At 64.1% G+C, this 23,612-nt stretch carries 23 protein-coding genes; 13 read left to right on the forward strand and 10 right to left on the reverse strand.

What is annotated here, in order from left to right:
- Positions 1 to 53: 53 nt before the first annotated feature.
- Positions 54 to 2,600: a TonB-dependent siderophore receptor gene (locus A1351_RS13400; RefSeq protein ID WP_064033220.1), complete on the forward strand. Its 2,547-nt coding sequence runs from the start codon at positions 54 to 56 to the stop codon at positions 2,598 to 2,600.
- 313 nt (positions 2,601 to 2,913) lie between these two features.
- Complete coding sequence (locus tag A1351_RS13405; protein WP_064033221.1) at positions 2,914 to 3,780, forward strand: ATP-binding protein; 867 nt, start codon at positions 2,914 to 2,916, stop codon at positions 3,778 to 3,780.
- Here the strand turns inward: A1351_RS13405 and A1351_RS13410 are convergent, their stop codons facing one another.
- From A1351_RS13410 to A1351_RS13430, 5 genes are all read right to left on the reverse strand, one after another.
- Positions 3,781 to 4,851 carry an ATP-binding protein gene (locus A1351_RS13410; RefSeq protein WP_064033222.1) on the reverse strand — a complete coding sequence of 357 codons (1,071 nt, stop codon included), beginning with the start codon at positions 4,849 to 4,851 and terminating at the stop codon, positions 3,781 to 3,783. It abuts the gene before it with no gap.
- 203 nt (positions 4,852 to 5,054) lie between these two features.
- Positions 5,055 to 5,723 carry a hypothetical protein gene (locus A1351_RS13415; RefSeq protein ID WP_024881050.1) on the reverse strand — a complete coding sequence of 223 codons (669 nt, stop codon included), beginning with the start codon at positions 5,721 to 5,723 and terminating at the stop codon, positions 5,055 to 5,057.
- Between the two features lie 161 nt (positions 5,724 to 5,884).
- Entirely contained in the window at positions 5,885 to 6,121 is a 237-nt protein-coding gene (rpsR, locus tag A1351_RS13420; RefSeq protein WP_018266677.1) for a 30S ribosomal protein S18, read from the reverse strand.
- Positions 6,121 to 6,567 (reverse strand): 30S ribosomal protein S6, encoded by a 447-nt coding sequence (gene rpsF / locus A1351_RS13425; protein ID WP_024881051.1) that lies wholly within the window; start codon positions 6,565 to 6,567, stop codon positions 6,121 to 6,123. Before rpsF ends, rpsR begins: the two co-directional genes overlap by 1 nt.
- 216 nt (positions 6,568 to 6,783) lie before the next feature.
- On the reverse strand, positions 6,784 to 7,998 hold the full coding sequence (locus A1351_RS13430; RefSeq protein WP_083967319.1) for a S9 family peptidase: 1,215 nt from the start codon (positions 7,996 to 7,998) through the stop codon (positions 6,784 to 6,786).
- Between the two features lie 185 nt (positions 7,999 to 8,183).
- Between A1351_RS13430 and A1351_RS13435 the strand changes: the two genes are divergently transcribed.
- The 4 genes from A1351_RS13435 to hemH all read left to right on the forward strand — a co-directional run bounded on the left by A1351_RS13435 (position 8,184) and on the right by hemH (position 10,828).
- On the forward strand, positions 8,184 to 8,762 hold the full coding sequence (locus tag A1351_RS13435) for a L,D-transpeptidase (protein WP_198022777.1): 579 nt from the start codon (positions 8,184 to 8,186) through the stop codon (positions 8,760 to 8,762).
- Positions 8,763 to 8,833: 71 nt separating this feature from the next.
- Positions 8,834 to 8,959: a hypothetical protein gene (locus tag A1351_RS26005; RefSeq protein WP_255461795.1), complete on the forward strand. Its 126-nt coding sequence runs from the start codon at positions 8,834 to 8,836 to the stop codon at positions 8,957 to 8,959.
- 67 nt (positions 8,960 to 9,026) lie between these two features.
- Positions 9,027 to 9,836 carry a 3-methyl-2-oxobutanoate hydroxymethyltransferase gene (gene panB, locus A1351_RS13440; protein WP_064033223.1) on the forward strand — a complete coding sequence of 270 codons (810 nt, stop codon included), beginning with the start codon at positions 9,027 to 9,029 and terminating at the stop codon, positions 9,834 to 9,836.
- Positions 9,833 to 10,828, forward strand: a complete 996-nt coding sequence (gene hemH / locus A1351_RS13445; protein WP_064033224.1) for a ferrochelatase — start codon at positions 9,833 to 9,835, stop codon at positions 10,826 to 10,828. Before panB ends, hemH begins: the two co-directional genes overlap by 4 nt.
- Before the next feature lie 6 nt (positions 10,829 to 10,834).
- Here the strand turns inward: hemH and A1351_RS13450 are convergent, their stop codons facing one another.
- From A1351_RS13450 to A1351_RS13460, 3 genes are all read right to left on the reverse strand, one after another.
- Complete coding sequence (locus tag A1351_RS13450) at positions 10,835 to 12,457, reverse strand: cyclic peptide export ABC transporter (protein WP_064033225.1); 1,623 nt, start codon at positions 12,455 to 12,457, stop codon at positions 10,835 to 10,837.
- Between the two features lie 31 nt (positions 12,458 to 12,488).
- Positions 12,489 to 14,774 (reverse strand): YfhO family protein, encoded by a 2,286-nt coding sequence (locus A1351_RS13455; RefSeq protein ID WP_064033226.1) that lies wholly within the window; start codon positions 14,772 to 14,774, stop codon positions 12,489 to 12,491.
- An 86-nt stretch (positions 14,775 to 14,860) separates the two neighbouring features.
- Positions 14,861 to 15,271, reverse strand: a complete 411-nt coding sequence (locus A1351_RS13460; protein WP_024881058.1) for a helix-turn-helix domain-containing protein — start codon at positions 15,269 to 15,271, stop codon at positions 14,861 to 14,863.
- A 77-nt stretch (positions 15,272 to 15,348) separates the two neighbouring features.
- On the opposite strand from A1351_RS13460, the gene A1351_RS13465 reads away from it, so the two are divergent.
- Complete coding sequence (locus A1351_RS13465; RefSeq protein ID WP_024881059.1) at positions 15,349 to 15,966, forward strand: FMN-dependent NADH-azoreductase; 618 nt, start codon at positions 15,349 to 15,351, stop codon at positions 15,964 to 15,966.
- A gap of 124 nt (positions 15,967 to 16,090) precedes the next feature.
- Here A1351_RS13465 and A1351_RS13470 read toward each other — a convergent pair whose 3' ends face one another.
- Positions 16,091 to 16,285 carry a hypothetical protein gene (locus A1351_RS13470; RefSeq protein WP_024881060.1) on the reverse strand — a complete coding sequence of 65 codons (195 nt, stop codon included), beginning with the start codon at positions 16,283 to 16,285 and terminating at the stop codon, positions 16,091 to 16,093.
- Between the two features lie 211 nt (positions 16,286 to 16,496).
- On the opposite strand from A1351_RS13470, the gene mch reads away from it, so the two are divergent.
- The 5 genes from mch to fae (A1351_RS13495) all read left to right on the forward strand — a co-directional run bounded on the left by mch (position 16,497) and on the right by fae (A1351_RS13495) (position 20,734).
- Positions 16,497 to 17,474, forward strand: coding sequence for a methenyltetrahydromethanopterin cyclohydrolase (gene mch / locus A1351_RS13475; protein WP_036291185.1), 978 nt, complete (start codon positions 16,497 to 16,499; stop codon positions 17,472 to 17,474).
- Positions 17,428 to 18,399, forward strand: coding sequence for a RimK family alpha-L-glutamate ligase (locus A1351_RS13480; RefSeq protein WP_083967320.1), 972 nt, complete (start codon positions 17,428 to 17,430; stop codon positions 18,397 to 18,399). The genes mch and A1351_RS13480 overlap by 47 nt, the downstream gene beginning before the upstream one ends.
- Complete coding sequence (locus A1351_RS13485; protein ID WP_064033227.1) at positions 18,392 to 19,261, forward strand: triphosphoribosyl-dephospho-CoA synthase; 870 nt, start codon at positions 18,392 to 18,394, stop codon at positions 19,259 to 19,261. Before A1351_RS13480 ends, A1351_RS13485 begins: the two co-directional genes overlap by 8 nt.
- 138 nt (positions 19,262 to 19,399) lie before the next feature.
- On the forward strand, positions 19,400 to 19,909 hold the full coding sequence (fae, locus tag A1351_RS13490) for a formaldehyde-activating enzyme (RefSeq protein ID WP_064033228.1): 510 nt from the start codon (positions 19,400 to 19,402) through the stop codon (positions 19,907 to 19,909).
- Positions 19,910 to 20,167: 258 nt separating this feature from the next.
- Complete coding sequence (gene fae / locus A1351_RS13495) at positions 20,168 to 20,734, forward strand: formaldehyde-activating enzyme (protein WP_024881064.1); 567 nt, start codon at positions 20,168 to 20,170, stop codon at positions 20,732 to 20,734.
- Between the two features lie 61 nt (positions 20,735 to 20,795).
- Here the strand turns inward: fae (A1351_RS13495) and A1351_RS13500 are convergent, their stop codons facing one another.
- Entirely contained in the window at positions 20,796 to 21,521 is a 726-nt protein-coding gene (locus A1351_RS13500; protein WP_064033229.1) for a HisA/HisF-related TIM barrel protein, read from the reverse strand.
- 528 nt (positions 21,522 to 22,049) lie between these two features.
- Here A1351_RS13500 and A1351_RS13505 point away from each other — a divergent pair.
- Positions 22,050 to 23,519: an ImmA/IrrE family metallo-endopeptidase gene (locus tag A1351_RS13505; RefSeq protein WP_083967321.1), complete on the forward strand. Its 1,470-nt coding sequence runs from the start codon at positions 22,050 to 22,052 to the stop codon at positions 23,517 to 23,519.
- The last annotated feature ends 93 nt before the right edge of the window (positions 23,520 to 23,612 follow it).

Below are 23,612 nucleotides of genomic sequence, written 5' to 3' on the forward strand. Positions count from 1 at the left end.
CGATGGCGAGACGGGTTTCGAGGCGGAGCGGCGGCGACGCCGGGAGTGCGATCATGGGCGCAACGGCGCTGGCCACAGTGTTGGGCGCATTGGCGATCGGCGGCGCCGACGACGCCCGCGCGCATGCGCAAATTCCCGACAAAGAAATCGTCGAGATCGTCCGCGCCTATTCGATTCCCGCTGGCCGCATGTCGACGGCGCTGACGCGCCTCGCCGATACGAGCGGCGTGCTGATCGTCTACGACACGACGCTGACGCGGACGCTGACGACGCGCGGGCTCGAGGGAACGCATACGCTGAATGCGGCGCTGGAAGAGCTGCTGTCGGGCTCGGGGCTGAATTACGAGGTGGCGGCGGACGGAAAATCCGTGCTGATCGTGCTGGCGCAGAACGATGGCGTGCGCAGCGACGCTGTCGGCGCGGAGGCGCTGCCGCCGATCGACGTGGGGGCGGAGGCGAGGACGCCGGCGGAGCGACGGGGTCGCGACTATGGCGGCGCCGGCGCCGGACAGGACCCCTACAACAAAAGCTATGTGCTGCCGAACGCCTCGACGGGCACCAAGACCGACACGCCGGTGATGGAGACGCCGCTGAACATTCAATCGGTGACCCAGCAGGTGCTGCGAGATCAGCAGGCGATCACTATCGAGCAAGCGCTGCAGAATGTCAGCGGCGTGGCGGTCGGCGGCGGCGGCGCTTTCGGCGGCGGCACGCCCTACGGCGACATCAATTTGCGTGGTTTCGCCAGTGACGTTTATTTCCGCAACGGGTTCCGCATGGGTCCCAACGGCAGCGGAATCGACGGCATCTCCACCATCCAGCTCGCCAATATCTCGAGCATAGAGGTGCTCAAGGGTCCCGGAGCCACGCTCTACGGGCTGCTCGAGCCCGGCGGCGTCGTCAATATCGTCACCAAAGAGCCGCTGAACGCGCCCTATTATTCAATCGACCAGCAGATCGGCTCTTTCGCCAATTACCGCACCACCATCGATGCAACCGGACCCGTCACCAAAGACGGGGACTGGCTCTATCGGCTGAACATGTCCTACCAGAACAATGGCGCGCCATTCGGCTCACCGATCGAGCTCATTCACGGCCAGGATATTTTCATCGCGCCGACGCTCAAATGGAACATCGATGCGGCGACGTCTGTGAAGCTCGAAGTCCAATATGATGAAAATCGCAGCGCGATCACTTTCGGCTCCACTCCTGCATTCAACGGGCAGTTCTTGTCGTTGCCGCGCAATCGAAATTATAGCGAGCATTCTCCAGACACGCTGAAAACCTTCTTTTCGGCGCTCACCTGGTCACACCAATTCGACAACGACTGGTCGATCAAGCAGCAGATCGCCTTTAAGCGCGCGGAAGACGCTAGCTCCTTCCGACTGCCCGCCTTCGTCCAAGATACCGGAACCAGATATCTCGTCGAGCGATACAGCGGAGAATCCGCCAGACAGCAAACCGCTTTTTCGACCAATGTCGATGTCGTCGGACATTTCGACACTTTCGGAGCGAAGCACACTTTGCTACTCGGCGGCGACTTCTACAGGTCCAGCACCGGAAGCCAGAACTTCATCAACTTCACGTCGTTCTCGGAAATCGACCTCTTCAATCCAGTCCATCCCGGCACGCCGTTTCTCGCCGCCCCGGTCCCTTCCGGCGCGGTCTCCAATCTGCAGGACACGGCGGGCTTTTATCTTCAGGATCAAATCAAGCTGCCGTATGATTTCTCGATCCTGGCGGGCGCGAGATATCAATATATCCAGCAAAAGAGCGCGTCCGGCCTGACCGCCGACGCATTGACGCCGAGCGACAAGGTGACGACGGCCGAAGCCGTGACGCCACGCTTCGGTCTGTTGTGGCGGCCGGAACAATGGGTCAGCGTCTATGGCCATTACGCCGACGGCTTCGGCGCGGGCGCCGGCCGGATCTTCCCCGGAACGCCGGCGGCCCCGAGCAAAGCGCAGGAATTCGAGGCCGGCGTCAAGCTCGAATGGTTCGACGGGAGGCTGCGGGCGACCGCCGATTACTTCAATCTCGCCAAGACCAATGTCCCCTCGACCGATTATGCGCATCCGGGTCTCGGCTTCGTTGTCTTGACCGGCGAGGTGCGCAGCAAGGGAGTGGAAGTCGACATTCAGGGCGAGATTTTGCCCGGCTGGAGCATGATCGCGACCTACACCAATCAAGAGGTGCGCACCACCAAGGACGAAAATCCGGCCCAGATCGGCCAACGGTTCGGACGCGATCCGAGAAATATGGCGAGCCTCTGGTCGACCTATGAGTTCCAGACCGAAATGCTGAAAGGGCTGAAGATCGGCGGCGGAGCCATCTATCGCGACCGGCAGCCGATTTATGATTTGTCGGGCCTCGGCTTGCAGATGTCCAATCCCGCTTACGCCACGATCAATCTGATGGCGGCCTATAGCTTCACGTTTTCCGGACTGAAGCTCACGGCGCAGGTGAATGTCTCCAATCTCCTGGACACGACTTATTATGCGGAAACGGCTCTCGACCCGACCGCCTCGGGAATGGGATTAGGCTACCGCCTCTATGGCGCGCCGCGGACTATCCTCGGCTCGCTGCGCGCGGAGTTCTGAGCGCGCGCCCTGCCCGGCCGCGCGCCGCACAAAGCCAGTGGCTGGATAGCTGGGCAGGGCTGCTGATGATGTCCTCCTCGTCATCGTCGGACTCACAGGCCTTCAACACCGCGTTGGAGCATATCTTCGCGCAGCAGCTCTTCGCAAAGCCGCGGCCGGGCGCGGCGCCGCTCGAACTCGGGACGCTTGCCGGAGGCCGAGCGATGACGCGCCGCCGCATGCCCGCGCGGATAGCGTGACGACGAGCGCGCATCCGCATCCTCTGCTATAAGCCGCCTCGCCCGCGCCATTCGCGCCGCAGCGAGGAGCCCTCATGTCGGAAGAAACCAAGCTCGCTCTGCTCGAGCGCATCGCCACAGCGCTCGAGCGGCTCGCCCCGCCGCCGCCGCGCGCGGTGGATTTTTCCTGCGCCGAGGCCTTCGTCTGGCGGGCGGCGCGCGGAGAATTCTCGCCCGTCGCAGCGATCAATCGCGTCGATCTCGCGCTGCTCGAGGGCGTCGAGCGGCAACGCGATCAGCTCATCGACAACACGCGCCGCTTCGCGCGCGGGCTGCCGGCCAATAATGCGCTGCTGTGGGGCGCGCGCGGCATGGGCAAATCCTCGCTCGTCAAGGCGGCGCATGCGACGATCGCGCGCGAAAAGGAATGCGTGCGGCCGCTGAAGCTCATCGAGATTCATCGCGAGGACATAGAGAGCCTGCCCATGCTGCTCTCCACCTTGCGCGAAAAGCCGTTCGGCTTTCTGCTGTTTTGTGACGATCTCTCCTTCGATGCGGCGGAGACGAGCTACAAATCCTTGAAGTCCGCGCTCGAGGGCGGCGTCGAGGGGCGGCCGCGCAATGCGCTGTTCTACGCCACCTCCAACCGCCGCCATCTGCTGCCGCGCGACATGATGGAGAATGAGCGCTCCTCCGCCATCAATCCCGGCGAGGCGGTGGAGGAGAAGGTCTCGCTCTCCGACCGTTTCGGCCTCTGGCTCGGCTTCCACAATTGCAGCCAGGCGGAATATCTCGCCATGGTTTTCGGCTATGCGCGCCATCACGGGCTCGACGCGCCGCAGGAGACGATCGAGCGTGAGGCGCTCGAATGGTCGATCACGCGCGGCGCACGCTCCGGCCGCGTGGCGTGGCAATATGTGCAGGACCTCGCCGGGCGGCTGGGCAAGCGGCTCGGCGACTGATCAGCGCGCCTGCGCGTCGCGGATCGGCAGCACGATGAAGAAGGTCGCGCCGACGCCGGGCTCCGCCTCGACGCTGAGGCGCCAGCCATGGCGATCGGCGATCGCCTTGCAGATGGCGAGGCCGACGCCCGAGCCCGGATAATCGACCTTGCTGTGCAATTGCTTCAGCGGCTCGAATATCTTCTGCGCATATTGCGCCTCGAAGCCGATGCCGTCGTCGGCGATGGCGAGGCGGAGCGAGCTCTCATCGCAAAAGCCCTTTATATCGACCGCCGCCGGCCGGCCGGGCTTTCTATATTTGATGGCGTTGGCGAGAATATTCTGCACCAGCCGCTGAAATTGCGTGGCGTCGGCCGTGATGGAGACTTCAGGCAGATCGATCTCCACTCGCGCCTCGGTCTCGGCGATCGTCGGCGACAAGGCCGCCAGCGAAAGCGCGATGGCGTCGCGCAGATCGAGCGAGGCGAGCTCCAGCTCGTCGTTCACGATGCGCGAGAAGGACAGAAGATCCTGCACCAGCGCGCGCGCGCGCAGCGCCGAAAAACGCATCACCTCATTGGCGCGGGCGATCTCGTCAGTATCGCCGCGCCGGATCGCCTCCTCCATCAGATCGCCGAAGACGGCGATCTTGCGCAGCGGCTCCTGAAGATCCTGCGAGGCGACGAAGGCGAAACGCGCGAGCCGCTCATTGACGCGCTCCAGCTCCTGCGCGCGGGCGATGAGCGCGGCCTCCTCGGCGCTCGCATCGCGAAGATCGACGAGCGTCGCTAGAACCAAGCGCTCGCCGCCGCGCGCGATGGCGGAGAAGCGCGCACCGACCGGAAAACGCGCGCCGTCGCAGCGAACGCCCTGCAGGCCGAGGCCAGAGCTTACGTCGACTTGCGACGCCTGCGGCAGAAGGCGGGCGAGCGGCAGGCCGATGATCTCCGCCTCCGCGCCGAAGCCGAACATGCGCCGCGCGCAGGGATTGGCGCCGATGATCGCGCCGCGTTGGTCGACGAGCACGAGGCCCGCGACTGTCTCGTCGAACACGAGGCGACGCCAATCGTCGGCCGTCGCGGCCTCCGACATTCACCCTCCTCTGGTCGCCTCCGGCCGCGCTGCGGTTTCTCCGCGCGCATTGTCGAGCTCTCGTCTCGCCGGATGCAGTCTCCCGCGAGGGATATTGGCCCGTGGCGCCGCCGAGGTAAAGAAGAAATTGAGACTTCATTGCTTTCGAGGAAATGCAGCTTTCGTCGAATTCTATGATAGTTCGATTTAATTGTTAGAAACTCTCAGATTGTCTTCGGCTCCACAGTGGATGAGCGCGCCAGCCGCCCTTCGTCGTCGAGCGGCAAATCGCCGCGAAAAACGGCGAGCAGATTATCCGCGCCATCGCCCAACAGATGTCCCATAGGGCCGGTGTTGCGCCCGCCCTCGGTCTGACCATCGACCAGCAGAGCGGTTCGGCCGGTGCGATAGCAGATGAGGAACACTTCGAGATTGGGAAAATCGTCGCCATAGACGTGGCCGCTGACGCGCAGCCGCTTCGCCATGCCGAAATCGATCCGTGCGTCGATGAAGGTGTCTATGTCTGGAGCGCCGGGAACGAGCGGATTGCCTCCCGCTGTGCTCGCGCGAAATTCGAACAAACTCGGCCCTTCCAGCTTTGTCCGCACGAGGTTGCTCTTCACAACGGCCATGCCTTTGATGACGGAGCCTATGGCGGGATGGAACTCAGTGCCGCTGGAGCCGGCAAATTGATGCACGACGCCAGACTTGTTGAACATCACGGCCGCATAGGTCCGAGAAGTGTCCTTTAATGAGGTGGAGACGCCCCGGTCGTCTCCGGCGAAGTAGCCGAAGCCCATCGTCAGGGGATTGGCCCGGCCGAATTTGGCGAAAGGCGCGTAACGCCGAAAATGCAGCCCGAATACCGGATAGCGCTTGTCGATCTCGCACATGACGAACCTTCGAAAGATAGAACATGAAAATATGCGACTAGGAATTTCGGCAGATAAAATGGCTTTTCCATGAAGCTAGACGCGTATCACCGAGACAAAAAAACGGCCGCGCTCATCGCGCGGCCGTGAATTCCAGCGGACGGGCCGAAAGGCCCGAAGCCTCAGCGGATCACATAAGGCAGAAGGCCGAGGAAGCGGGCGCGCTTGATGGCCTGGGCCAGCTCGCGCTGCTTCTTGGCCGAGACGGCCGTGATGCGCGAGGGCACGATCTTGCCGCGCTCGGAGATGTAGCGCGAGAGCAGACGCGTGTCCTTATAGTCGATCTTCGGGGCGTTGGCGCCGGAGAAGGGGCAGGACTTGCGGCGGCGGAAGAAGGGGCGGCGGGCTGCGGCGCTCATCAGAAAGTCTCTCCTTCGGCGCGGGGTTCGTCACGGCGCGGGCGGCGGTCGCCACGGTCGCCTCTATCGCCACGGTCGGGGCGCGGGCCGCCGGGGCCGCGGCGGTCGCCACGGTCGTCGTCGTCACGCTTGCGCAGCTGGGCGGAGGGGCCTTCCTCCAGCGCATCGACGCGCAGAGTGAGGAAGCGCAGAACGTCCTCGCTCAGGCCCTGCTGACGCTCGACCTCGGCGAGGGCCGCCGGCGGGGCGTCGATGTTGAGAAGGGTGAAATGCGCCTTGCGGTTCTTCTTGATCCGATAGGCGAGGGACTTGACGCCCCAATATTCGGTCTTCGTCACCTTGCCGCCGAGCGAGGCGATGATGCCCTTGAACTGCGTCGTCAGCGCTTCCACCTGCTGGGGCGAAACGTCCTGGCGCGCAAGATAGATATGCTCGTAGAGAGCCATTCTCTTGCCTTTCCTCATCGTCGCGAGCCCGCTCTCGGCGCAGAGCCCTTCGAGCCTTCAAAGGAAAGGCTCGATCGGGAAGTTCGAAGGCGGAGACACTGGAAGACGGGCGAACCCTGCCTGTGGCGGAGCCAAAGGCCTTCCGTTCAGCCCCCGGCCGGAAGCGTCGCGAAGCGCGCTTTATAGCGGCGTGGGCGCAGGATGCAAGGGCCGCGCTCAGCGGCCGTCGAACCAGGCCTTCCATTGCGGGACCGCGGTCGCGAAAGTGCCGCGATGCGTCGTCGGCCCGGTGGAGACGGCCTCGACGACCTTATTGCCGGAGCCGAAAGCCTGCGCATAGGTCATCGCCATGCGGCCGACGCCCTGGGTGATCGCCTCGTCCGCCTCGCCGTAATAGTTGCGAACCGGCGATTTTATCACCCAGCGATAGGCCTGCGTCGCCGCGATGAGCCGGCCGAAGGCCGAATTGGCGAAATAATGCGGATCGAAATAATCCGGCTTGATGAGCTTGCGCAGATCGGTCGGCACGGCCGCAGGGTCGATAGGCTCGCGGTCATAGGCCTTTTTGGCGATGTCGTAATGCTCCTCGGCGAAGAGCGAGCGGGCGAGGCCAGGGACGCCATAGTAGTTCTCATAGGAAAAGGCCGACAGGATGAAGATGCTGTTCAGCCAGACGGCGTCGTTCGGCCGCGGAAAGTCGAGAAAGCCCTCCATGGCGGCGAAGAGATCCAGCGGCGCGCTGGCGGTGGCCGCACCGCGCACGGCGACGCCCGCGCTCTCGAGCTTCTCCAGAAAGGCCATGGTGACGAAGCCCCCTTGCGACCAGCCCGAGAGGAAAAGCTTGTCGCTCTTCAGCTTTAAATGGTCGAGCACGGCATGGCTGGCGACCAGCAGATCATAGCAGGCCTGCTGATGGCTGGCCTTCACCATATAGCCCTCGGGCTCCCGCGAGACGCCGAGGCCGAAATAATCGGCGCCGATCACGGCATAGCCCTGCCCGGCGAATTGCGCGATCATCAGCTGCGTCTCGGGAGATTCCTCGGCGAAGGAGGGCACCTCGTGGCGCCCATAGACCGTGCCATGCTGGTAGGAGACCATGGGAAACGAGGTCTCCTTCGTGTCCGGCACGGCGAGCAGGCCGGAGGCGACGGTCGGGGCGTTGCCCTTCTCCGGTATGACGGAGGAATAAGTGATTCTGTAGAGCCTCACGCCATTGCGCGCCGGCGTGTAGTCCACTTTGACGCCCGCGAATTTCGGCGTGTCGGTCTCCATTATCTGGTTCAGCCGATGGGCGTCCCAGCGCGCCACGAGCTCGTATTTCACGCCGGAAGAAACTTCGACCGGCGCATTTCGCGAGGCGGGCGCCGCCTGCGCGGCCGCGCCGAAGAGCAGCGCCGAGATTAGGATCAGCACACGAAGAGTGATCGGCATGAGGGAGCCTTTTCGGTTTCGGGGGGTAAGGAAGTCGTCGGCGCGCCGAGCGGCGCAAGTGATCTATAGACCGCAATATTTTCCAAATCGCATCCGTCGCCGAAAATGCGCCGTCGGCGTCGTCATCCCATTTCGGCCGCATTTGCTCCCGAGAAACGACGCGGACGTAAACGGAACGGAGAGCAATGGGCATGATCTCGAGCTGGGCGCGCTGCGCGGGCGCTATCGCATTCGGCCTCGTCCTTTCGGGGAGCGCGCAGGCGGCCAATTTTCTCGATCGCGGCCCGGTCGCGGATTTCGTCAATAATTTCCGCCTGCAGTCGATCCCGAGCCAAGAGGTGGCCTGGAGCCATCCGCAATATAAGAAGGGCACGATCGTCGTCTCCACCAAGGAGCGGCGGCTCTATTATGTGCTCGGCCCCACACGGGCGATCGAATATGGCGTCGGCGTCGGCCGCGAGGGCTTCACCTGGTCCGGCGTGAAGACGATCACCGCCAAGAAGGAATGGCCCGATTGGCGCCCGCCCGCCGCCATGCTGAAGCGCCGGCCGGACCTGCCCCGCTATATGGCGGGCGGCCAGGACAATCCGCTCGGCGCGAGAGCGCTCTATCTCGGCTCCAGCGATTATCGCATCCACGGCTCCAATGAGGGCGAGACGATCGGCGAGGCCGTCTCCTCCGGCTGCATCCGCATGACCAATCGCGACGTCGCCGATCTCTATGATCGGGTGAAGGTCGGAACCCGCGTGGTCGTGCTGAAATGACAGGGGCGCCCTTCTCGAGCTATCAACCGCGCAGCCCTATTCACGGCGGCGGAGTTTCGAGGAAGAGGATCATGCGCAAGCTCTGCATTCTGGCGGGTCTCGTCGTCGCCTATGCGCTGCTCGCGGGTTGCGACAAATGCACCCACGAGCTGCAGGACATACGCCTGCCGCTGCCGCCGCAGGCCTGCGCGCGCTGAACGCTTTTTCTGCGGCCGCCTTTGCTCTATAGAGCGCCCTGACGCGGATCGGGAAAGGTGAGCGCAGATGGCGGCTGGCCATTTCGTCGAGATGAAGAAGCGCGGCGAGAAATTCGTCGTGCTGACCGCCTATGACGCGCCGACCGCCCGGCTCGAGGTGGAGGCGGGCGTCGATATCGTCATGGTGGGCGACAGCGTCGGCACCAATGTGCTGGGCTATGCCAGCGAGCGCGAGGTGACGCTGGACGATATGGCGCATCACATCGCCGCCGTGCGCCGCGGCGCGCCGGGCGTCTATCTCATCGGCGACCTCCCCTACGCCACCTATGACAGCGAGGCGCAAGCTCTCGCCAGCGCCGCGCTTCTCGCGCAGGCCGGCGCCGATTGCGTGAAATTCGAAGGCGCGCAGCCTGACATCGTGCGCGCTCTGAAGCGCGAAGGATATGAGGTGTGCTGCCACATCGGGCTCGAGTCGCAGCATCAAGAGGGCAAGCGCCGCCAGGGCAAAACCGCCGAAGCCGCCGCCAAGCTCCTCGCCGACGCGCTGGCGCTGGACGCGGCGGGCGCCGATTTTCTCGTTCTCGAGCTCATCCCGCGCGAGCTCGCGGCGAAGATCACAGAGCGTCTGCGCGCGCCGACGATCGGAATCGGCGCCGGCGCCGATTGCGACGCGCAAGTGCTGGTCGTGCATGATCTCGCCGCGCTGGGAACGCGCGACTTCAAGCATAATCGCCGCTATGTGGAGCTGGGCGCCGCGTTGCGCGAGGCGGTCGCCGCTTACGCGCGCGATGTCCGCGAGGGGCGCTTTCCGGCCGAGGACAATGGTTTCTCAATGGAGGCGGCGGAACTCGCGGCCTTGGAAAAGATCATCGCATGAGCGCGTCTCGCATCGGACTTCTGCTCGTCAATCTCGGCACGCCGCAGGGCGCCGATTATTGGTCGGTGCGCCGCTATTTGCGCGAGTTTCTGTCGGATCGCCGCGTCGTCGATCTGCCGCCCGTGCTGTGGCGTCCCATTCTCGAGAGCTTCGTGCTCACCTTTCGGCCGCGCCGCTCCGCGCGCGCCTATCGCTCCGTCTGGAACGAGGAGCGCGACGAAGGCCCGCTGAAGACGATCACCCGCGCGCAGGCGGAAAAGCTCGACGCCCGCTTCACGGATACGGGCGTCGTCGTCGATTTCGCCATGCGCTACGCCGGGCCTTCCATCGGCGAGAAGATCGACGCGCTGCGCGCAAAGGGCTGCGAGCGCATTCTTCTGTTTCCGCTCTATCCGCAATATGCGGCCTCGACGACGGCCTCCGTCTTCGACGATGCGGCGCGCGCGCTGGCGCTATTGCGCGAGCAGCCGACATTGCGCATCGTCCCGCCCTTCTATGACGATCCCGCCTATATAGAAGCGCTCGCCGCCTCGACGCGCGCGCAACTCGCTGCGCTGGATTTTACGCCGGATGTTCTGATCGCCTCTTTCCACGGATTGCCGCAAGCGCAGATCGACCGCGGCGATCCCTATCGCCGCCATTGCGAGGCGACATACGATCGTCTGCGCGCCGCGCTCGGCATGTCGACGCAGCATTTGCGCCTCGCCTTTCAATCGCGCTTCGGCCGCGCGCAATGGATCGGCCCCTATACGGCGAATGTGCTGCAGGAGCTGGCGCAGAGCGGCGTGAAACGCGTCGCCGTGCTGACGCCGGGCTTCGTCTCCGATTGCCTGGAGACGCTCGAGGAGATCGGCGTCGAGCTGCGTCATTCTTATTTGACAGCCGGCGGCGAAAAATTCGCGCGACTCGATTGCCTCAACGACAGCGAGGATGGATTGCGCGCGCTAGAGACGATCGCGCGACGAGAGCTCGCCGGCTGGCTGGACTCGTGAGCAGCCTCAGGCTTCTGCCGAAATCTTTCCGCCGCTGATCGTGACGATGCGGTCGGCGGCGTCGAAATAGCGATCGTCATGGGAGATGACGACGAGCGTCTTGCCGCGCCGCTTCAGATCGGGAAGAATCTCGCGATAGAAAGCGCGGCGAAACGCCGGGTCCTGCTCCGCCGCCCATTCGTCGAAGACCATCACCGGCCGCCCCTCGGCGAAGGCGGACACGAGCGCGAGACGCTTGCGCTGTCCGGCGGAGAGCGCCGTGGTGGTATAGACGCCATTCTCGATCGCAGTCTTTTCCGAAATCTCCATGAGCGCGAGATAATCCTGCGCCGCGGCGGCCGACTCCTGCGAGACGCTCACATCGTCGAAAAGGAAATAATCGAAGAAAACGGCGGAGAAGAGCTGACGATAATCGTCGCGCTCGGCGTCGGAGACCGGCCGGCCATCGACGAGGATTTCGCCGCTCGTCGGCGGATAGACGCCGAGAATGAGCTTGAGCAGCGTGGTCTTGCCGCCGCCATTCTCGCCGACGATGAACACGATCTCGCCGGGGCGAATGTGAAAATCCGCCGGCCCGAGCGTGAAGCCGGCGACATTCTCCGCCTGCGAATATTGGAAGGTCACGCCGCGCAACTCCACCGAGCCGAAGAACGGCGAAGGCGGCTGCGCTGCGCTTTCGACGAGCCGCGGCTCCGCCGTCGTGAAGCTCTCGGAGAGATCGACGACACGGCGAAACGACGTCGCGGCGCGGCCGAACCTCGGGACATTGGCGATCATCGCAATGACGGGCGTGCGCATATAGAGAAGCGCGACGATGAACGTCCCTGTCGTGGCGGGCGCTTCCCCCAGCGCCGATTGCGCGGCGGTCAGCGCGCCGATGACGATGAAGATGGACGTCGTGTCGATCGCCTCGACGGTGGAGAAAATCACGAAATTGCGCGTCGTCAAATCGCGTATGCGCTCGATCCGCGCGAACAGCCGATCATTGCGGAACGCCGCGCGCCGCGCGCGATTGAGGCGCAGCTCCTTCGCGCCCTCGATCAGCGCGTCGTAATCCTTCTGCAGCTCGTCGCGCGCGCGTCTTTCGGCGTCGAATAGCTCGAAGCCGCTCGAAAGGGCGCGCCGCATGAGATAGATCGGCAGGCCGGCGAAGGCGACGGCGACCAGCGCGAGGCGCCAGGACAGAAAAACGAGATAGGCCGCGCAGCCGAGCGCGGTGAGCACGGACACGAATAGAAAGGGAAGTCCGCGCACGAACTCGCAGATTTCATCGACGTCGTGATTGAGCGCGGTGACGATGCGATGCCGCTGCAAGCGCTCGAGCGCCGCCACCGGCGCGCAGAGAATCTTGTCGACCAGCTCCTTGCGAAGATCGGCGACAGCGCCCTGGACGACCTCGCTGTTCGAGCGGTTCGCGACGATTTCGCCTGCGAGAATCGTCGCGCAGAGCCCGGCGAAAATCGCGATCTCGGCGGCGGCGAGGCCATTGCCGAGGGCGCGTTCGATCATGGCGAGAACGCCGACCGTCGCGAGGCTCGCCGCGCCGCCCGTCAGCGCCGCGGCGAGAGCCTGCCTTTTATAGGGCGCGAGCAGACGAGCGGACGCGCGCAGAAGAGACCTGTTCCGCATCTATGGCCTCGTTGAAATGCATCGAATGAAATCACTGCGTCCGCCCCGTCAGCCGCCGCCACAGCTCGTCGAAGGGCCGATAGACGAAACGCACCTCATGCTTGCCCTGCGACACGGCGACGGCGCGGAACATCACATTGGCGCGGAGAATTTCCGCCGGCTCGCCGTCGATTTCCGCCGTCCAGGACGGGTGGTAGATGTCGTTCAGCACCACATAGCCGCCGCCGCGCGGAACATCGGCGTCGATCACCACTTCCGTATTGGCGTAAGAGCGGATGCGCGCGCCGCTCGCCTCGCCCTCCTCCGGCCGCGAATGGCGGCAGACGGGCGGCTCCTGCAGCAGAACGCTGGCGCGATAGTCGAGATCGGGCCAGACGCCATCCTCGATCATCTGCGCGAAATCGACGCGCGTGGCGCAGGTCGCGAGCAGCACGCGCGGCAGCGCGCGCTTATTCTCATAGACATAGGCGTCCTTGGTGCGCGCGATGAATTCGAGATCGCCGGGCTTCAAATTTTTGTCGATCTCCTCGATCGGCACGCCGGTCGCGATGAAGCGCAGCCCGATGAGATCGGCGAGCGTCGAGCGATAGGAGGGATAGAGCTTGGAGAAGACGCGCTGATCGGGCAGCGCGAGATGATCGCCGACGCCGGTCGCCTCCTCGAGCAGGCGCAGGCGCACCGGGTTATAGCCGAACTCCTGATCGAAGCCGTGCACGAGCGAGGCGTTGGGCCAATGGAAATCAATGCCGGCGAGCTCGGCGCGGTCGCGCCGATCCGGCGCCGCCGTCGCCGCGAGACGCGCCCGCAGCAGAGCGATCGTATCGTTTTGCGTGTCCGCGCGCAGCACGTCGAAATTCTGCGGCGGCAGCGCCGTCGATTCATTGGGGCCGTTGTTGACGGCGAGATCGAGTGTCATCGTCGCGCCGACGGCGGCGAGCAGCGCATAGCGGCGCATGGCGAGCCACGGCGCGAAGGCGATGACGAGAAAGGCCAGCGCCACGAAGCCGGCGCTCTCGGCCAGCGGCAGGAGCGCCGCGGAAAGATGATCCTTGCTCCAGGCGAGCGCAATGGCGAGCGCGAACAGCACGCCCAGCGCCGCCGCGAGATAGCGCAAGGGCGGTCTGCTCGGCGCATTGGCGACGACATTGAGGCCGAAGCCGGCGAGAATGGCGAGCACGGCGCAGAGCGGGAAGGTCGCGTCCGCCGGGCGGCGGAAGAGATCGACGCCCGGAATATGGAACATCAGCGCGAAGGCCGGCGTGAAGCGGCCGAGCGCATAGAGCAGCAACGCCAGCGCCGCGGCGGAAAAGAAGCTGATCTCGCGATTGGACGGCAGGCCGTGACGCGTCAGCGCGATGAGCGAGAGCAGCGGCAGCGCGCCAATGTAGACGTCGCACATATTGCGCGCGAGAAAGAGATCCGGCGAGCCGAAGACGAGCGCCGGCGGACCCCAGAAATTCGCGAGCGGACCATCCGTGCCGAAGAGATTGGCCGAGACGAAAGTGAGCAGCGCCGCCGGATGCAGCGAGCCGCGCAAGGCGCCTTCGAGATCGATGGCCGGCCGATTGGATTGCGACGCCAGCTCCATCGTCAGCAAGAGCGGAACGATGATGATGGCGACGCCGCAGGCCGCGCCGGCCGCGAGCGGAGCGACGGCGGTAGAGATCTTCGTGTCGTCGGAAAAGACGCGGAAGACGGCGTAGGCCGAGAGGATGAGCACTTCGAGAAAGGCGACCTGATCGCGGCCGAGCACGAGAAAGGCCGCCGCCACGCCGGCATAGGCGCCCCATTGCGCCGAGCGGCGATCGAGCGCGCGGGCGAGCAGAAAGAGCGTCACCGGGAACCAGGCGAGGCTCATCACCTGCCCCGTATGCTGAATGCGCCAGGCGGCCGAGCCGCCGAAGGCGAAAGCCAGCGCGCAGAGTAGCGCGCCTTCCGCCGAGAATTTGCGGTCGCGGAAATAGGCGATGAAGGCGAGCCCGCCCATCGCCAGCATCGAGAAGACGATGCCGTCCTCGAGCGCGAAACTGGGCTCGGGAACGAGCCAGGCCGCGAGGAGGAAGAAGGGCGAGAAGATCAGCGATTGCGGATCGGCCAGCTGCGGCGAGCCGGCGAAGACATTGGGCGTCCAGAAGGGCGATTGGCCAGAATGCAGCGCATGGGCAAGAAAGGCGAATTGCGGCTGGAAATGCGCCTTGGCGTCCCAGGGGACGGTGACGCGGCCGGACAGCCACGGAAAAGCGAGCACCACCGCCGCCGCCAGAAAGACGAGCGCAGCGGCGCCATAGGAAACATTGGTCTGCGGACGCTCGGTCACTCTCGGCTCACTCCGACGAATCTCATTCGCGCTGCATTGCGCATGATTTTTTCAAAAGCGCAAAGGAGAAGGCCGCGCTGGCGCGCTCACGCGCCGACGGCGCGCTGCGGCCGTGGCGCCGCGGCCTGCTTTTCCGCCTCGCCATCGAAACGGCGCCGCGATTCCTCGATGGTCTCGACATTCTCGAGCGCCCAATCGCCCAGCCTATGCAGCGGCTCGCGCAAGGAGCGGCCGAGCGGCGTCAGCTCATAATCGACGCGGGGCGGAATTATGGGATAGACGGTGCGCGTCACGAAGCCGTCGCGCTCGGCCGCGCGCAGCGTCAGCGTCAGCATGCGCTGCGAAATGCCGCCGATGCGACGCCGCAGCTCGTTGAACCGCAAAGGCCCGTTCCCGAGCGATTCGACGACCAGCACAGTCCATTTGTCGCCGATGCGTGACAGAATGGCCGCAATGCGCCCGCATTGGGCAGGAACATGAATGTGACCCCGTTCCAAAAATGTGCCTCCTTGCGCGTCGCAGCGACAGGGGGCAACCTAGCCTAAGTTACCCTTTGATACCAGGAGCGAGCCGGATGACCCGCCTTTTGCAGATCGATTCGAGCATTATGGGAGAGAAATCGCTGAGCCGCCGGCTCACCGCCGAGCTGGTGGCGAAGCTGCGCGGCGATCGTCCCGGTCTCGAGGTCGTCTATCGCGACGTCGCCGCCGCGGCGCCGCCAATGCTCTCCAGCGCGCTTTTTTTTGCTCGCGGAGCCGGCTCGGAGCCGGAGGATGCGGCGCTGCGGGCCGAGCTTTCCACCGCCCGCACGATTCTGGAGGAATTTCTCGCCGCCGATATCGTCGTCATCGGCGCGCCAATGTATAATTTCTCCATTCCCACGCAATTGCGCGGCTGGATCGACCATCTCGTCGTGCCGGGCAAGACCTTCGCCTATACGGCCGACGGACTTCGGGGCCTCGTGACCGGCAAGCGCGTCATCGTCGTCTCGACGCGCGGCAGCCTCTATGCGGGCAATGCGACGCTTTCGGCGCAGGATCATCAGGAGGCCTATCTGCGCACGACCTTCGGCAATCTCGGCGTCACCGATTTCGCCTTCGTCCGCGCCGAGGGCGTCGGCCTCGGCCCGGCGCAGAAGGAGGAGGCGCTGGCCTCCGCCCGCCGTGATATCGCCGCGCTGGCGGCCGCCTGAAACAAAAAAACGGCCCCACGGGCGAACGTGGGGCCGCGACCTGAAGGGGAAATGACTACGTCCTAGAATTCCGCACAACCGCCCGAAGGGCGGCGACTCGCGACGCCACACACGACTGACGCGTTCAGTCGAACACGGAGCCCAGCGCTGCTCCGATGAGACCGAAAACCACTGCGCTGGCGAGGATGGCCGGGCCGCCCAACAGGCCATAGCCCACCACCCCGCCGATGACCGCGGCTATGCCGCCGACGATCAGCTTGCCAGTGTTATTGTCCTTCTTGCCGGCCTCGCCGGACTTTTCCGCGATATTGTCGGCCATTTGCGCTTCTCCTCGAGAAGAGTAAGCCCTCGGACGCCGCATCACGGCTCCTCTCCTAGCAGGCGCGTGTAATGCTCTCGTGTGAGTCTCTTGACGGGGGAGTGACAGGCCTTTCGCCCGGCGCGGCTTTCGCCCGGGACGAAAGCTTAGTAAAGTCGCGCCGCATTTTCGGCCGGCCCGAGGAGCCGGTCCCCAATCGAGGACAAAAGACGTGACAGGGACATTGGATACGAGCGGGCGCGCCACGGCGAGCGTCAATGCGCTGGCGGGCGAGATCGTCGACAGGCTCGTCGCAGGCGCGGAGCGCTATCGCCTCGCCGTTTCGCGCGGAAGCCTCGGAGAGCTGCTGATCGACGCCGGCGCCAAGGTGGCGGGCGGCATAGACGCCGGCCTTCTGCTCACGGAAATCTGCCTCGGCGGCCTCGGCAAGGTCACGCTCTCGCCGGCTCCGGGCCAGAAGAACTGGCCCTTCTGGCTCACCGTCTCCAGCAATGACCCGGTCGTCGCCTGCCTCGCCAGCCAATATGCCGGCTGGAGCCTCTCCCATGAGAAATTCTTCGCGCTCGGCTCCGGCCCCGGCCGCTCGCTGGCGCGCAAGGAGGCGCTGTTCCAGGAGCTTCCCTATAAGGACTCCGCCGATCGCTCGACCATCGTGCTCGAGGCCGGCGCGCCGCCGCCGGAGGCCGTCGTGGCCAAGGTCGCCAATGATTGCGGCGTCTCGCCGGACAAGCTCGCCTTCGTCTATGCGCCGACGCAGAGCCTCGCCGGCAGCGTGCAGGTCGTCGGCCGCGTGCTCGAGGTGGCGCTGCACAAGGCGCATGAGCTGAAATTCCCGCTCGAGCATATTGTGGACGGCATCGCTGCCGCGCCGCTCTCGCCGCCGCATCCCGATTTCGTCACGGCCATGGGCCGCACCAATGACGCGATCATCTATTCCGGCCGCGCTCATCTCTTCGTGCGCGGATCGGCGGCGGCGGCCAAGGAGCTGGCCGAGAAACTGCCGAGCTCGACCTCACGCGACTACGGACGGCCTTTCGCGGAAATTTTCAAAGCGTATAAGGGCGACTTCTACAAGATCGACCCCAGCCTGTTCTCGCCCGCCGAGGCGATCGTGACGGCAGTGGAGACAGGCGAGACTTTCCGTGGCGGAGCCATCGACGAAAAACTGCTCGAAGCCTCTTTCGGCTGAGCCCGCGCGCCCCCGAGAGGGGGCGCTGCGCATCGCGATCTTCACCGACGAGCTCGACTGGCATGTCGAGCGTCTCATCAAGGGCTTCGCGCGTCACGGCGCGCGGGCCATTCCCGTGCGGCTCGGCGCCTGCAAGATCGACACGGCGCGGCCGCAGCACATCGCCATTCCTGGCTTTCACGGCGCGCTGCCGGACGCCGCCGTCGTACGCGCGATCGGCGACGGCTCGCTGGAGACCGTCACGCTGCGGCTCGGCGTGCTGCACGCGCTCGGCGCGCTCGGCGTTCCGCTGGTCAATAGCGCCCGCGCGATCGAGCGCTGCACCGACAAATCCGCCGCGAGCTTTCTGCTCGCCGCCGCGCGCATTCCGACTCCCGCGACCTTCGTGACCGGCTCGCGCAGCGAGGCGCTGCGCATCATCCGCAACGAATGTGGGCTCGCGCCGCTGGTGCTGAAGCCTTTGTTCGGCGCGCAGGGCTGGGGCTTGAAGCTCATTCGCCGCGAGGAGGATCTGCCGACGACGGAGGAAGCGCGCGGCGTCTTCTATCTGCAGCGCTTCGTCCCGCCGCGCGACGTTTGGTACGAGGATATGCGCATTCTCGTCTCCCATGGCGAGATCATCGGCGCGATGCGGCGGCGCTCGCGGCGCTGGATCACCAACATCCGCCAGGGCGCAAAGCCGGCTCCCTGCGAGCCGAGCGCGCGCGAGCGCGAATTGGCGCTGCGCGCCGCCGCCGCGCTGGGCGCCGATTTCGCCGGCGTCGATATCATCAGCGGCGCGGACGGCCTGCCCATGGTGCTGGAGGTCAACAGCATGCCGGGATGGAGCGGGCTGCAGAGCGTGACCCCCTATCAGATCGCCGAGCGCATCGCCGGCGACATAATGGCGGCGATCGGCGCCGCGGCGCGCCGCGCCAATGGCTGAGTCCCTTTCGGAGCAGATCGCGCGCGCCTTTATCGCCGCCTGCGAGGACGAGCTCGCCGCGCCCAAGCCCGGCAATGTCCATATATATGCGCCCGGCCATGGCATGGAGGCGCAGGACTTCATCGCCAGCGCCGCCGCCGCCGCTCCGCATCTCGCCGCGACGGGCGCGAGCGTCGGCGAGCGCATCTTCGGCGCGGTGGACGCGACCTGGGCGCGCGTCGGCTGCAACACGAATCTCGGCATTATTCTCTTATGCGCGCCGCTCGCTCACGCCGCGCTGCGAGAGGGCGAAGGGGGACTCGCCGAAAAGCTGGCGGCGACGTTGGAATCGCTCGATTCGTCGGACGCCGATCTCGCCTTTCGCGCCATAATGCGCGCCTCGCCCGCCGGTCTCGGCGCGGCGCCGCAGCACGACGTCGCCGCGCCGGCGCAAATCTCGCTGAGCGACGCCATGGCGCTCGCCGCCAACCGCGACCTCGTCGCGCGGCAATATGCGAATGGATTCGCCGATATTTTCGCGCTGGGCCAGGAGGCGATCCGAGATGCGCGGGCGCACGGCCATGACCGCGAGACGGTGACGCTGCTTCTCTTCATGACTTACGCACGACTTTTTGCCGACACGCATATCCAGCGGAAATTCGGCGAAAAAGTCGCTCTCGAGACCTTGACGCGCTTCCAAGAAGCGGCTTCTCTTCTAGACGCCGCGCACGATAGAGAGTCCATGTTCCGGATCGCTCTGGAATTGGATCATTCTCTCAAAAAAAGCGGCTATAATCCGGGCGCCTGCGCGGACCTGACGGTCGCCGCGCTTTTTGTCGATTATCTCCTCGCCATCTTGCCGAACGTCCACAAAAATGGTTGAGTTCGCGCCGCGCGAGATGGTCTCGCGACCGGCTCGTCCGGCTCGGCCGCATTTCGGCCTGACGCCGGAGAGACAGAGGGAGGCGCCCGCGCTGGCAGCCGCGTGGGCGACAAGTCGAGTTTATCGAAAGGAAGAAACATGGCCCTGATCAACAAGCTCATGGTCGGCGAGTCGCTCGTCGGCGAAGGCAATGAAGTCGCTCACATCGACCTCCTGATCGGACCGCGCGGCAGCGCGGCCGAGACCGCCTTCGCCAATGCGCTCGTCAACAACAAGGACGGCTTCACCACGCTGCTCGCCGTCGTTGCGCCGAATCTGCTGGCCAAGCCGAACACGATCCTCTTCAACAAGGTCACCATCAAGAACGCCAAGCAGGCCGTTCAGATGTTCGGACCGGCTCAGGCCGGCGTCGCCAAGGCCGTCGCCGACTCCGTCGCCGAAGGCGTGATCCCGCTCGCCGAGGCCGATGACCTGTTCATCTCGGTCGGCGTGTTCATCCATTGGGAAGCCAACGACGACAAGAAGATCCAGGAGTACAACTATCAGGCCACGAAGGAAGCCATCGCGCGCGCCGTCAAGGGCGAGCCGAAGGCCGCCGAGGTCGTCGCCAAGCGCAACGACGTCAAGCATCCTTTCGGCGCGAACTGAGCTCATCGCTCGTTCGGCCGGCGAGCGTCGGCGCGCCTCGCGCGCGTCGTCGCCTCGCTGCGATGCGGCGCCCGTCGCCGGATTTTCGAGGAGCCGTCCGCGGCTCCTCTTCGTCGACTCGAATTGAAGCGAATCGATCCGCGGTCGGCGCGTCACCAGTCGGCTTCCTGACGGAAGTTGCAGCGAGATTGGGGGGCCTCGCGCAGGCCGAGAACAACGCCGCCAAGGCGTGACGAACAGACCGAAAGGAAATCGAATATGGCTTCGATACTGGATAAGATTCTGGGCGCCCTCTTTCCGAAGGCCGGCGCCAGCTCCTCGACCCCCAAGCTGCTGGTCGGCGAATCGCTCGTCGGCGAGGGCAATGAGGTCGCACATATCGATCTGCTGATCGGACCGCGCGGCAGCTCCGCCGAAACGGCTTTCGCCAATGCGCTCGTCAACAATAAGGACGGCTTCACGACGCTTCTCGCCGTCGTCGCGCCGAACCTCCTGGTCAAGCCCTACACGATCCTCTTCAACAAAGTGACGATCAAGAACGCCAAGCAGGCGGTTCAGATGTTCGGCCCGGCGCAATATGGCGTCGCCAAGGCCGTCGCCGACAGCGTCGCCGAGGGGATCATCCCGATCGAGCAGGCCGACGACCTCTTCATCTCGGTCGGCGTGTTCATTCATTGGGAAGCCAATGACGACCAGAAGATCCAGGACTTCAACTATCGCGCCACCAAGGAAGCCATCGCCCGCGCGCTGAAGGGCGATCCGAGCGCCACCAAGGTGCTCTCCGAGCGCGTGACCGCCAAGCACCCCTTCGCCGCCGCCGACTGAGACGCAGCGCAGGCTTGCAATCGACTAAAGAGGAGCCGCCGACCGCGGCTCCTCTTTCTTTTTATGCTCTACGCAAATCGTCTGGCGACAGCCGCCCGTCATGCAGCGCCGAGGCGACGAGCACGCCGGCGACGCCGATACGCGCCAAGGCCTCGAGATCGCGCGCATCGCGCAGCCCGCCGGCGGCGTAGATTTCCCGGCCCGGCGCGCGGCGCGCCAGCGAGGATAAAAGCGCGACATCCGGCCCCGCGAAGGCGCCGACGCGCGCCAGAGTCATGGCGATGATTCGCGGCGGCCAGAGCCCCGCATCGTCGAGAAGCGCGCGCGGCCCGAGAAAAGCGTCGCCGCGAAAATCGAGCGAGAGAATCGCGCGCGCGTCATGCGAGAGATCGGGAGCGGCATGCTGCGCGAGACTCTCGCTGCCGACAACATGATCGATATTGCGCTCGGCATGAGCGAGCCTGAAGGCTCGCGGTCCAGGCGCCGCATCGGACCGCGAGCCTTCAGGCTCGCATGCGGCGCCATCATCGACCCAGAACGAGATTTGCGGAAAGCTCCGCGCCAGCGCGTCGATCGCCTCGGCGTGATCGCCACAACGCTCGATCGCGTCGAGATCGGCGATATAGATCGTATCGAAATCGAAGAGGCGCAGAAAGCCCGCGACGATCGCATCCGGCGCGCTGCCGGCGGCGAGCGGCGTCTCTATCGGCGCATAGGCGGCGCGCTCGCCGCGAAAGGCGCGCACGACATGGCCGCCCTTCAGATCGATGACCGGAATGATCCGCATAGGCGCGCGTTATAAGGGATAACCCGCCCCCGCGCGACGGCGCCGCGATTTGAAATTCCGAGAGGCGCCAGGAGCGGACGTTGTGCCGTCGCCATTTGCGCGTGGTATCACCAATCCGAAAAATTGTTTAGAAATGCTCAATACTTTTTGGCGTGCGGCGCCGACAAGTTCGGCCATCTAAACTGTGGAGCGGTCTTTGCGGTATGACCCAAATCCAAAGCACAAGAGCTGGATGCAACCGTTCGATCCAGACGCTACATTGTGCCCGTCGTGGTCGCATAACCTAGCGCAGGCGCTGCTAGACGAAAGTTCGGAGGATCCACCAAACGGTTCGCGTTTTGCCACGAGGGATGGAATGGCCTTCATCGCGCGCCATACCGTCGGTGATACCTGGCATGGGTACCCTGTACCCTGGTCTGCGGTGCCGGATGCGATAAGAGAGGCTATGATCGCCGAGAACAAAGTGACGAGGCGTCAGATCAAGAGTCTCTTCTCATCCGAGAAACTAGCAAAGGAATTAGACGGATAATGACTTGGTCCACCTTTGGTGATCCGAATAGCTTCGCGATTCAAGCTCGCCTGGTCGACGACCCAGCTCCCCGTGGCGGTCCGGAAGCCTATGGTTGGTCCTATGGCGATTGGCGCCTGTTTGTGCGTGGCCGTTCGCTGACGAGGCACACACGTCCCAACGGCGAAATCCGTGACGAAGTGCGATGGTACCTAGGGCCGCTCCTCCAATGGCTTGGGGAGGTGTGGTCCCCCTTTTTCCATGAACAACGGCCGCCTGCTTCAATCGGCGGCCATGAAAACCTGATAGTGGCGTTCGAACAGGGCGAACGTATCCTGTTGGACGACGAAGGAGAAACTGCACGGGTTCTGCGGTCCGAAATGCAGGATTGGCGGCGGCGCCACTCGGTTTGGGCTGGCTCCGCGGGCGGTATTTTTCCTAACATCTGGTTCCGCAGACAAAGCGATCTCATGGAGATCAGCTACGATCCGGGTCCCACGGTGGGGTCTCCTGCAGGTCTCGAGTTTCAGTTCAATCGAGGTGCTGCTTTGATCGATGTCGGAGTAGTTGCCAGTGCGATGTCGGAGTGGCTCCAATGGGGCCGAAATGTTGCCGAGTCTCGGCGTCACTTCAACTTCATTCCTGTCCCATCCGCCGGGATGGAGGAAGAGCAGGAAGCCGAGAACTGGTTTATGGGCAAGCATCTCTCGCGCCTTCTGCGCACGAGTCATAAGACATCCTCGCAGGAGATGCAGTTCGGGGTCCTCCACCCGCTCTCCCCGGAAGTGGCTATGTTTGGGACACTTACTCCCAACCTTTCGGAGGAGGATGCGACAATTCTTCTGTTAGAACTCGACGCAGCGCGGACAAACCGGCCGGAGCCATCTCTTTTGTCGGAACTTTCAGAGAACAGGGCGCCGCCTTCTCGCGATGCGGCGTGGGAGGAAGGCTACGAGTTAGCTCTTGAAACCCATGAACGCATCGGCGGGAGTGTTGCCTCAACTCGGTCTGTCGACATCGACAAAATTATAAATACGCTCGGCGTGAACCTCCGCTATGTCAGCGTCAAGGATCAAAGCCTTAGAGGCGTGGCGATCGCAGGGCCGGGCTTTACTCCCACTGTCATCGTGAACCAATTCGCAAAGTGGAATAAAACTAAGCAGGGACTTCGCTTTACTATCGCACACGAACTCGCGCATATTCTGTCGGATCGCGGCTCAGCACGAACGATAACACATTCCAGCACCCCTTGGGCTCCAGAGACAATCGAACGGCGTGCAAATGCTTTCGCGGCAATGTTCTTAATGCCATATCGATTGGTCGACGCTGCGCTTCACGTCGTCGGTCCAATTAAAGATGTAGATTCATTGACGCGTGTTGCGCGACGCCTGGAATGCGGAAAAAGCGCCGTGCTAGAGCATCTACAGAATATCGACCGCATAGATCGAACGATATTCTTTCGTATGAAGGCAGAACTTGCTCGGCCTTAACGATTCCGGGGGAAGGGAAGAAGATATTTAAACGTCCGTTCAGGGTCAGAGTTTTGCGTTGACCAACGTCGAGGCCCTGCAAATTGGCGGTTG

This window comes from Methylosinus sp. R-45379 (assembly GCF_001644125.1).
GTDB lineage: Bacteria > Pseudomonadota > Alphaproteobacteria > Rhizobiales > Beijerinckiaceae > Methylosinus.

What these genes read in the sequence shown, in the direction of transcription:
- A1351_RS13470 (WP_024881060.1), bottom strand. Translation starts at nt 16,285, where the DNA reads ATGGCCGACAATATCGCGGAAAAGTCCGGCGAGGCCGGCAAGAAGGAC.
- A1351_RS26005 (WP_255461795.1), top strand. Translation starts at nt 8,834, where the DNA reads ATGCGCAAGCTCTGCATTCTGGCGGGTCTCGTCGTCGCCTATGCGCTG.
- hemH (WP_064033224.1), top strand. Translation starts at nt 9,833, where the DNA reads ATGAGCGCGTCTCGCATCGGACTTCTGCTCGTCAATCTCGGCACGCCG.
- A1351_RS13405 (WP_064033221.1), top strand. Translation starts at nt 2,914, where the DNA reads ATGTCGGAAGAAACCAAGCTCGCTCTGCTCGAGCGCATCGCCACAGCG.
- panB (WP_064033223.1), top strand. Translation starts at nt 9,027, where the DNA reads ATGGCGGCTGGCCATTTCGTCGAGATGAAGAAGCGCGGCGAGAAATTC.
- A1351_RS13505 (WP_083967321.1), top strand. Translation starts at nt 22,050, where the DNA reads ATGACTTGGTCCACCTTTGGTGATCCGAATAGCTTCGCGATTCAAGCT.
- A1351_RS13450 (WP_064033225.1), bottom strand. Translation starts at nt 12,457, where the DNA reads ATGCGGAACAGGTCTCTTCTGCGCGCGTCCGCTCGTCTGCTCGCGCCC.
- A1351_RS13410 (WP_064033222.1), bottom strand. Translation starts at nt 4,851, where the DNA reads ATGTCGGAGGCCGCGACGGCCGACGATTGGCGTCGCCTCGTGTTCGAC.
- fae (WP_064033228.1), top strand. Translation starts at nt 19,400, where the DNA reads ATGGCCCTGATCAACAAGCTCATGGTCGGCGAGTCGCTCGTCGGCGAA.
- A1351_RS13485 (WP_064033227.1), top strand. Translation starts at nt 18,392, where the DNA reads ATGGCTGAGTCCCTTTCGGAGCAGATCGCGCGCGCCTTTATCGCCGCC.
- A1351_RS13415 (WP_024881050.1), bottom strand. Translation starts at nt 5,723, where the DNA reads ATGTGCGAGATCGACAAGCGCTATCCGGTATTCGGGCTGCATTTTCGG.
- A1351_RS13435 (WP_198022777.1), top strand. Translation starts at nt 8,184, where the DNA reads ATGGGCATGATCTCGAGCTGGGCGCGCTGCGCGGGCGCTATCGCATTC.
- A1351_RS13500 (WP_064033229.1), bottom strand. Translation starts at nt 21,521, where the DNA reads ATGCGGATCATTCCGGTCATCGATCTGAAGGGCGGCCATGTCGTGCGC.
- rpsR (WP_018266677.1), bottom strand. Translation starts at nt 6,121, where the DNA reads ATGAGCGCCGCAGCCCGCCGCCCCTTCTTCCGCCGCCGCAAGTCCTGC.
- fae (WP_024881064.1), top strand. Translation starts at nt 20,168, where the DNA reads ATGGCTTCGATACTGGATAAGATTCTGGGCGCCCTCTTTCCGAAGGCC.
- A1351_RS13430 (WP_083967319.1), bottom strand. Translation starts at nt 7,998, where the DNA reads ATGCCGATCACTCTTCGTGTGCTGATCCTAATCTCGGCGCTGCTCTTC.
- A1351_RS13465 (WP_024881059.1), top strand. Translation starts at nt 15,349, where the DNA reads ATGACCCGCCTTTTGCAGATCGATTCGAGCATTATGGGAGAGAAATCG.
- rpsF (WP_024881051.1), bottom strand. Translation starts at nt 6,567, where the DNA reads ATGGCTCTCTACGAGCATATCTATCTTGCGCGCCAGGACGTTTCGCCC.
- A1351_RS13400 (WP_064033220.1), top strand. Translation starts at nt 54, where the DNA reads ATGGGCGCAACGGCGCTGGCCACAGTGTTGGGCGCATTGGCGATCGGC.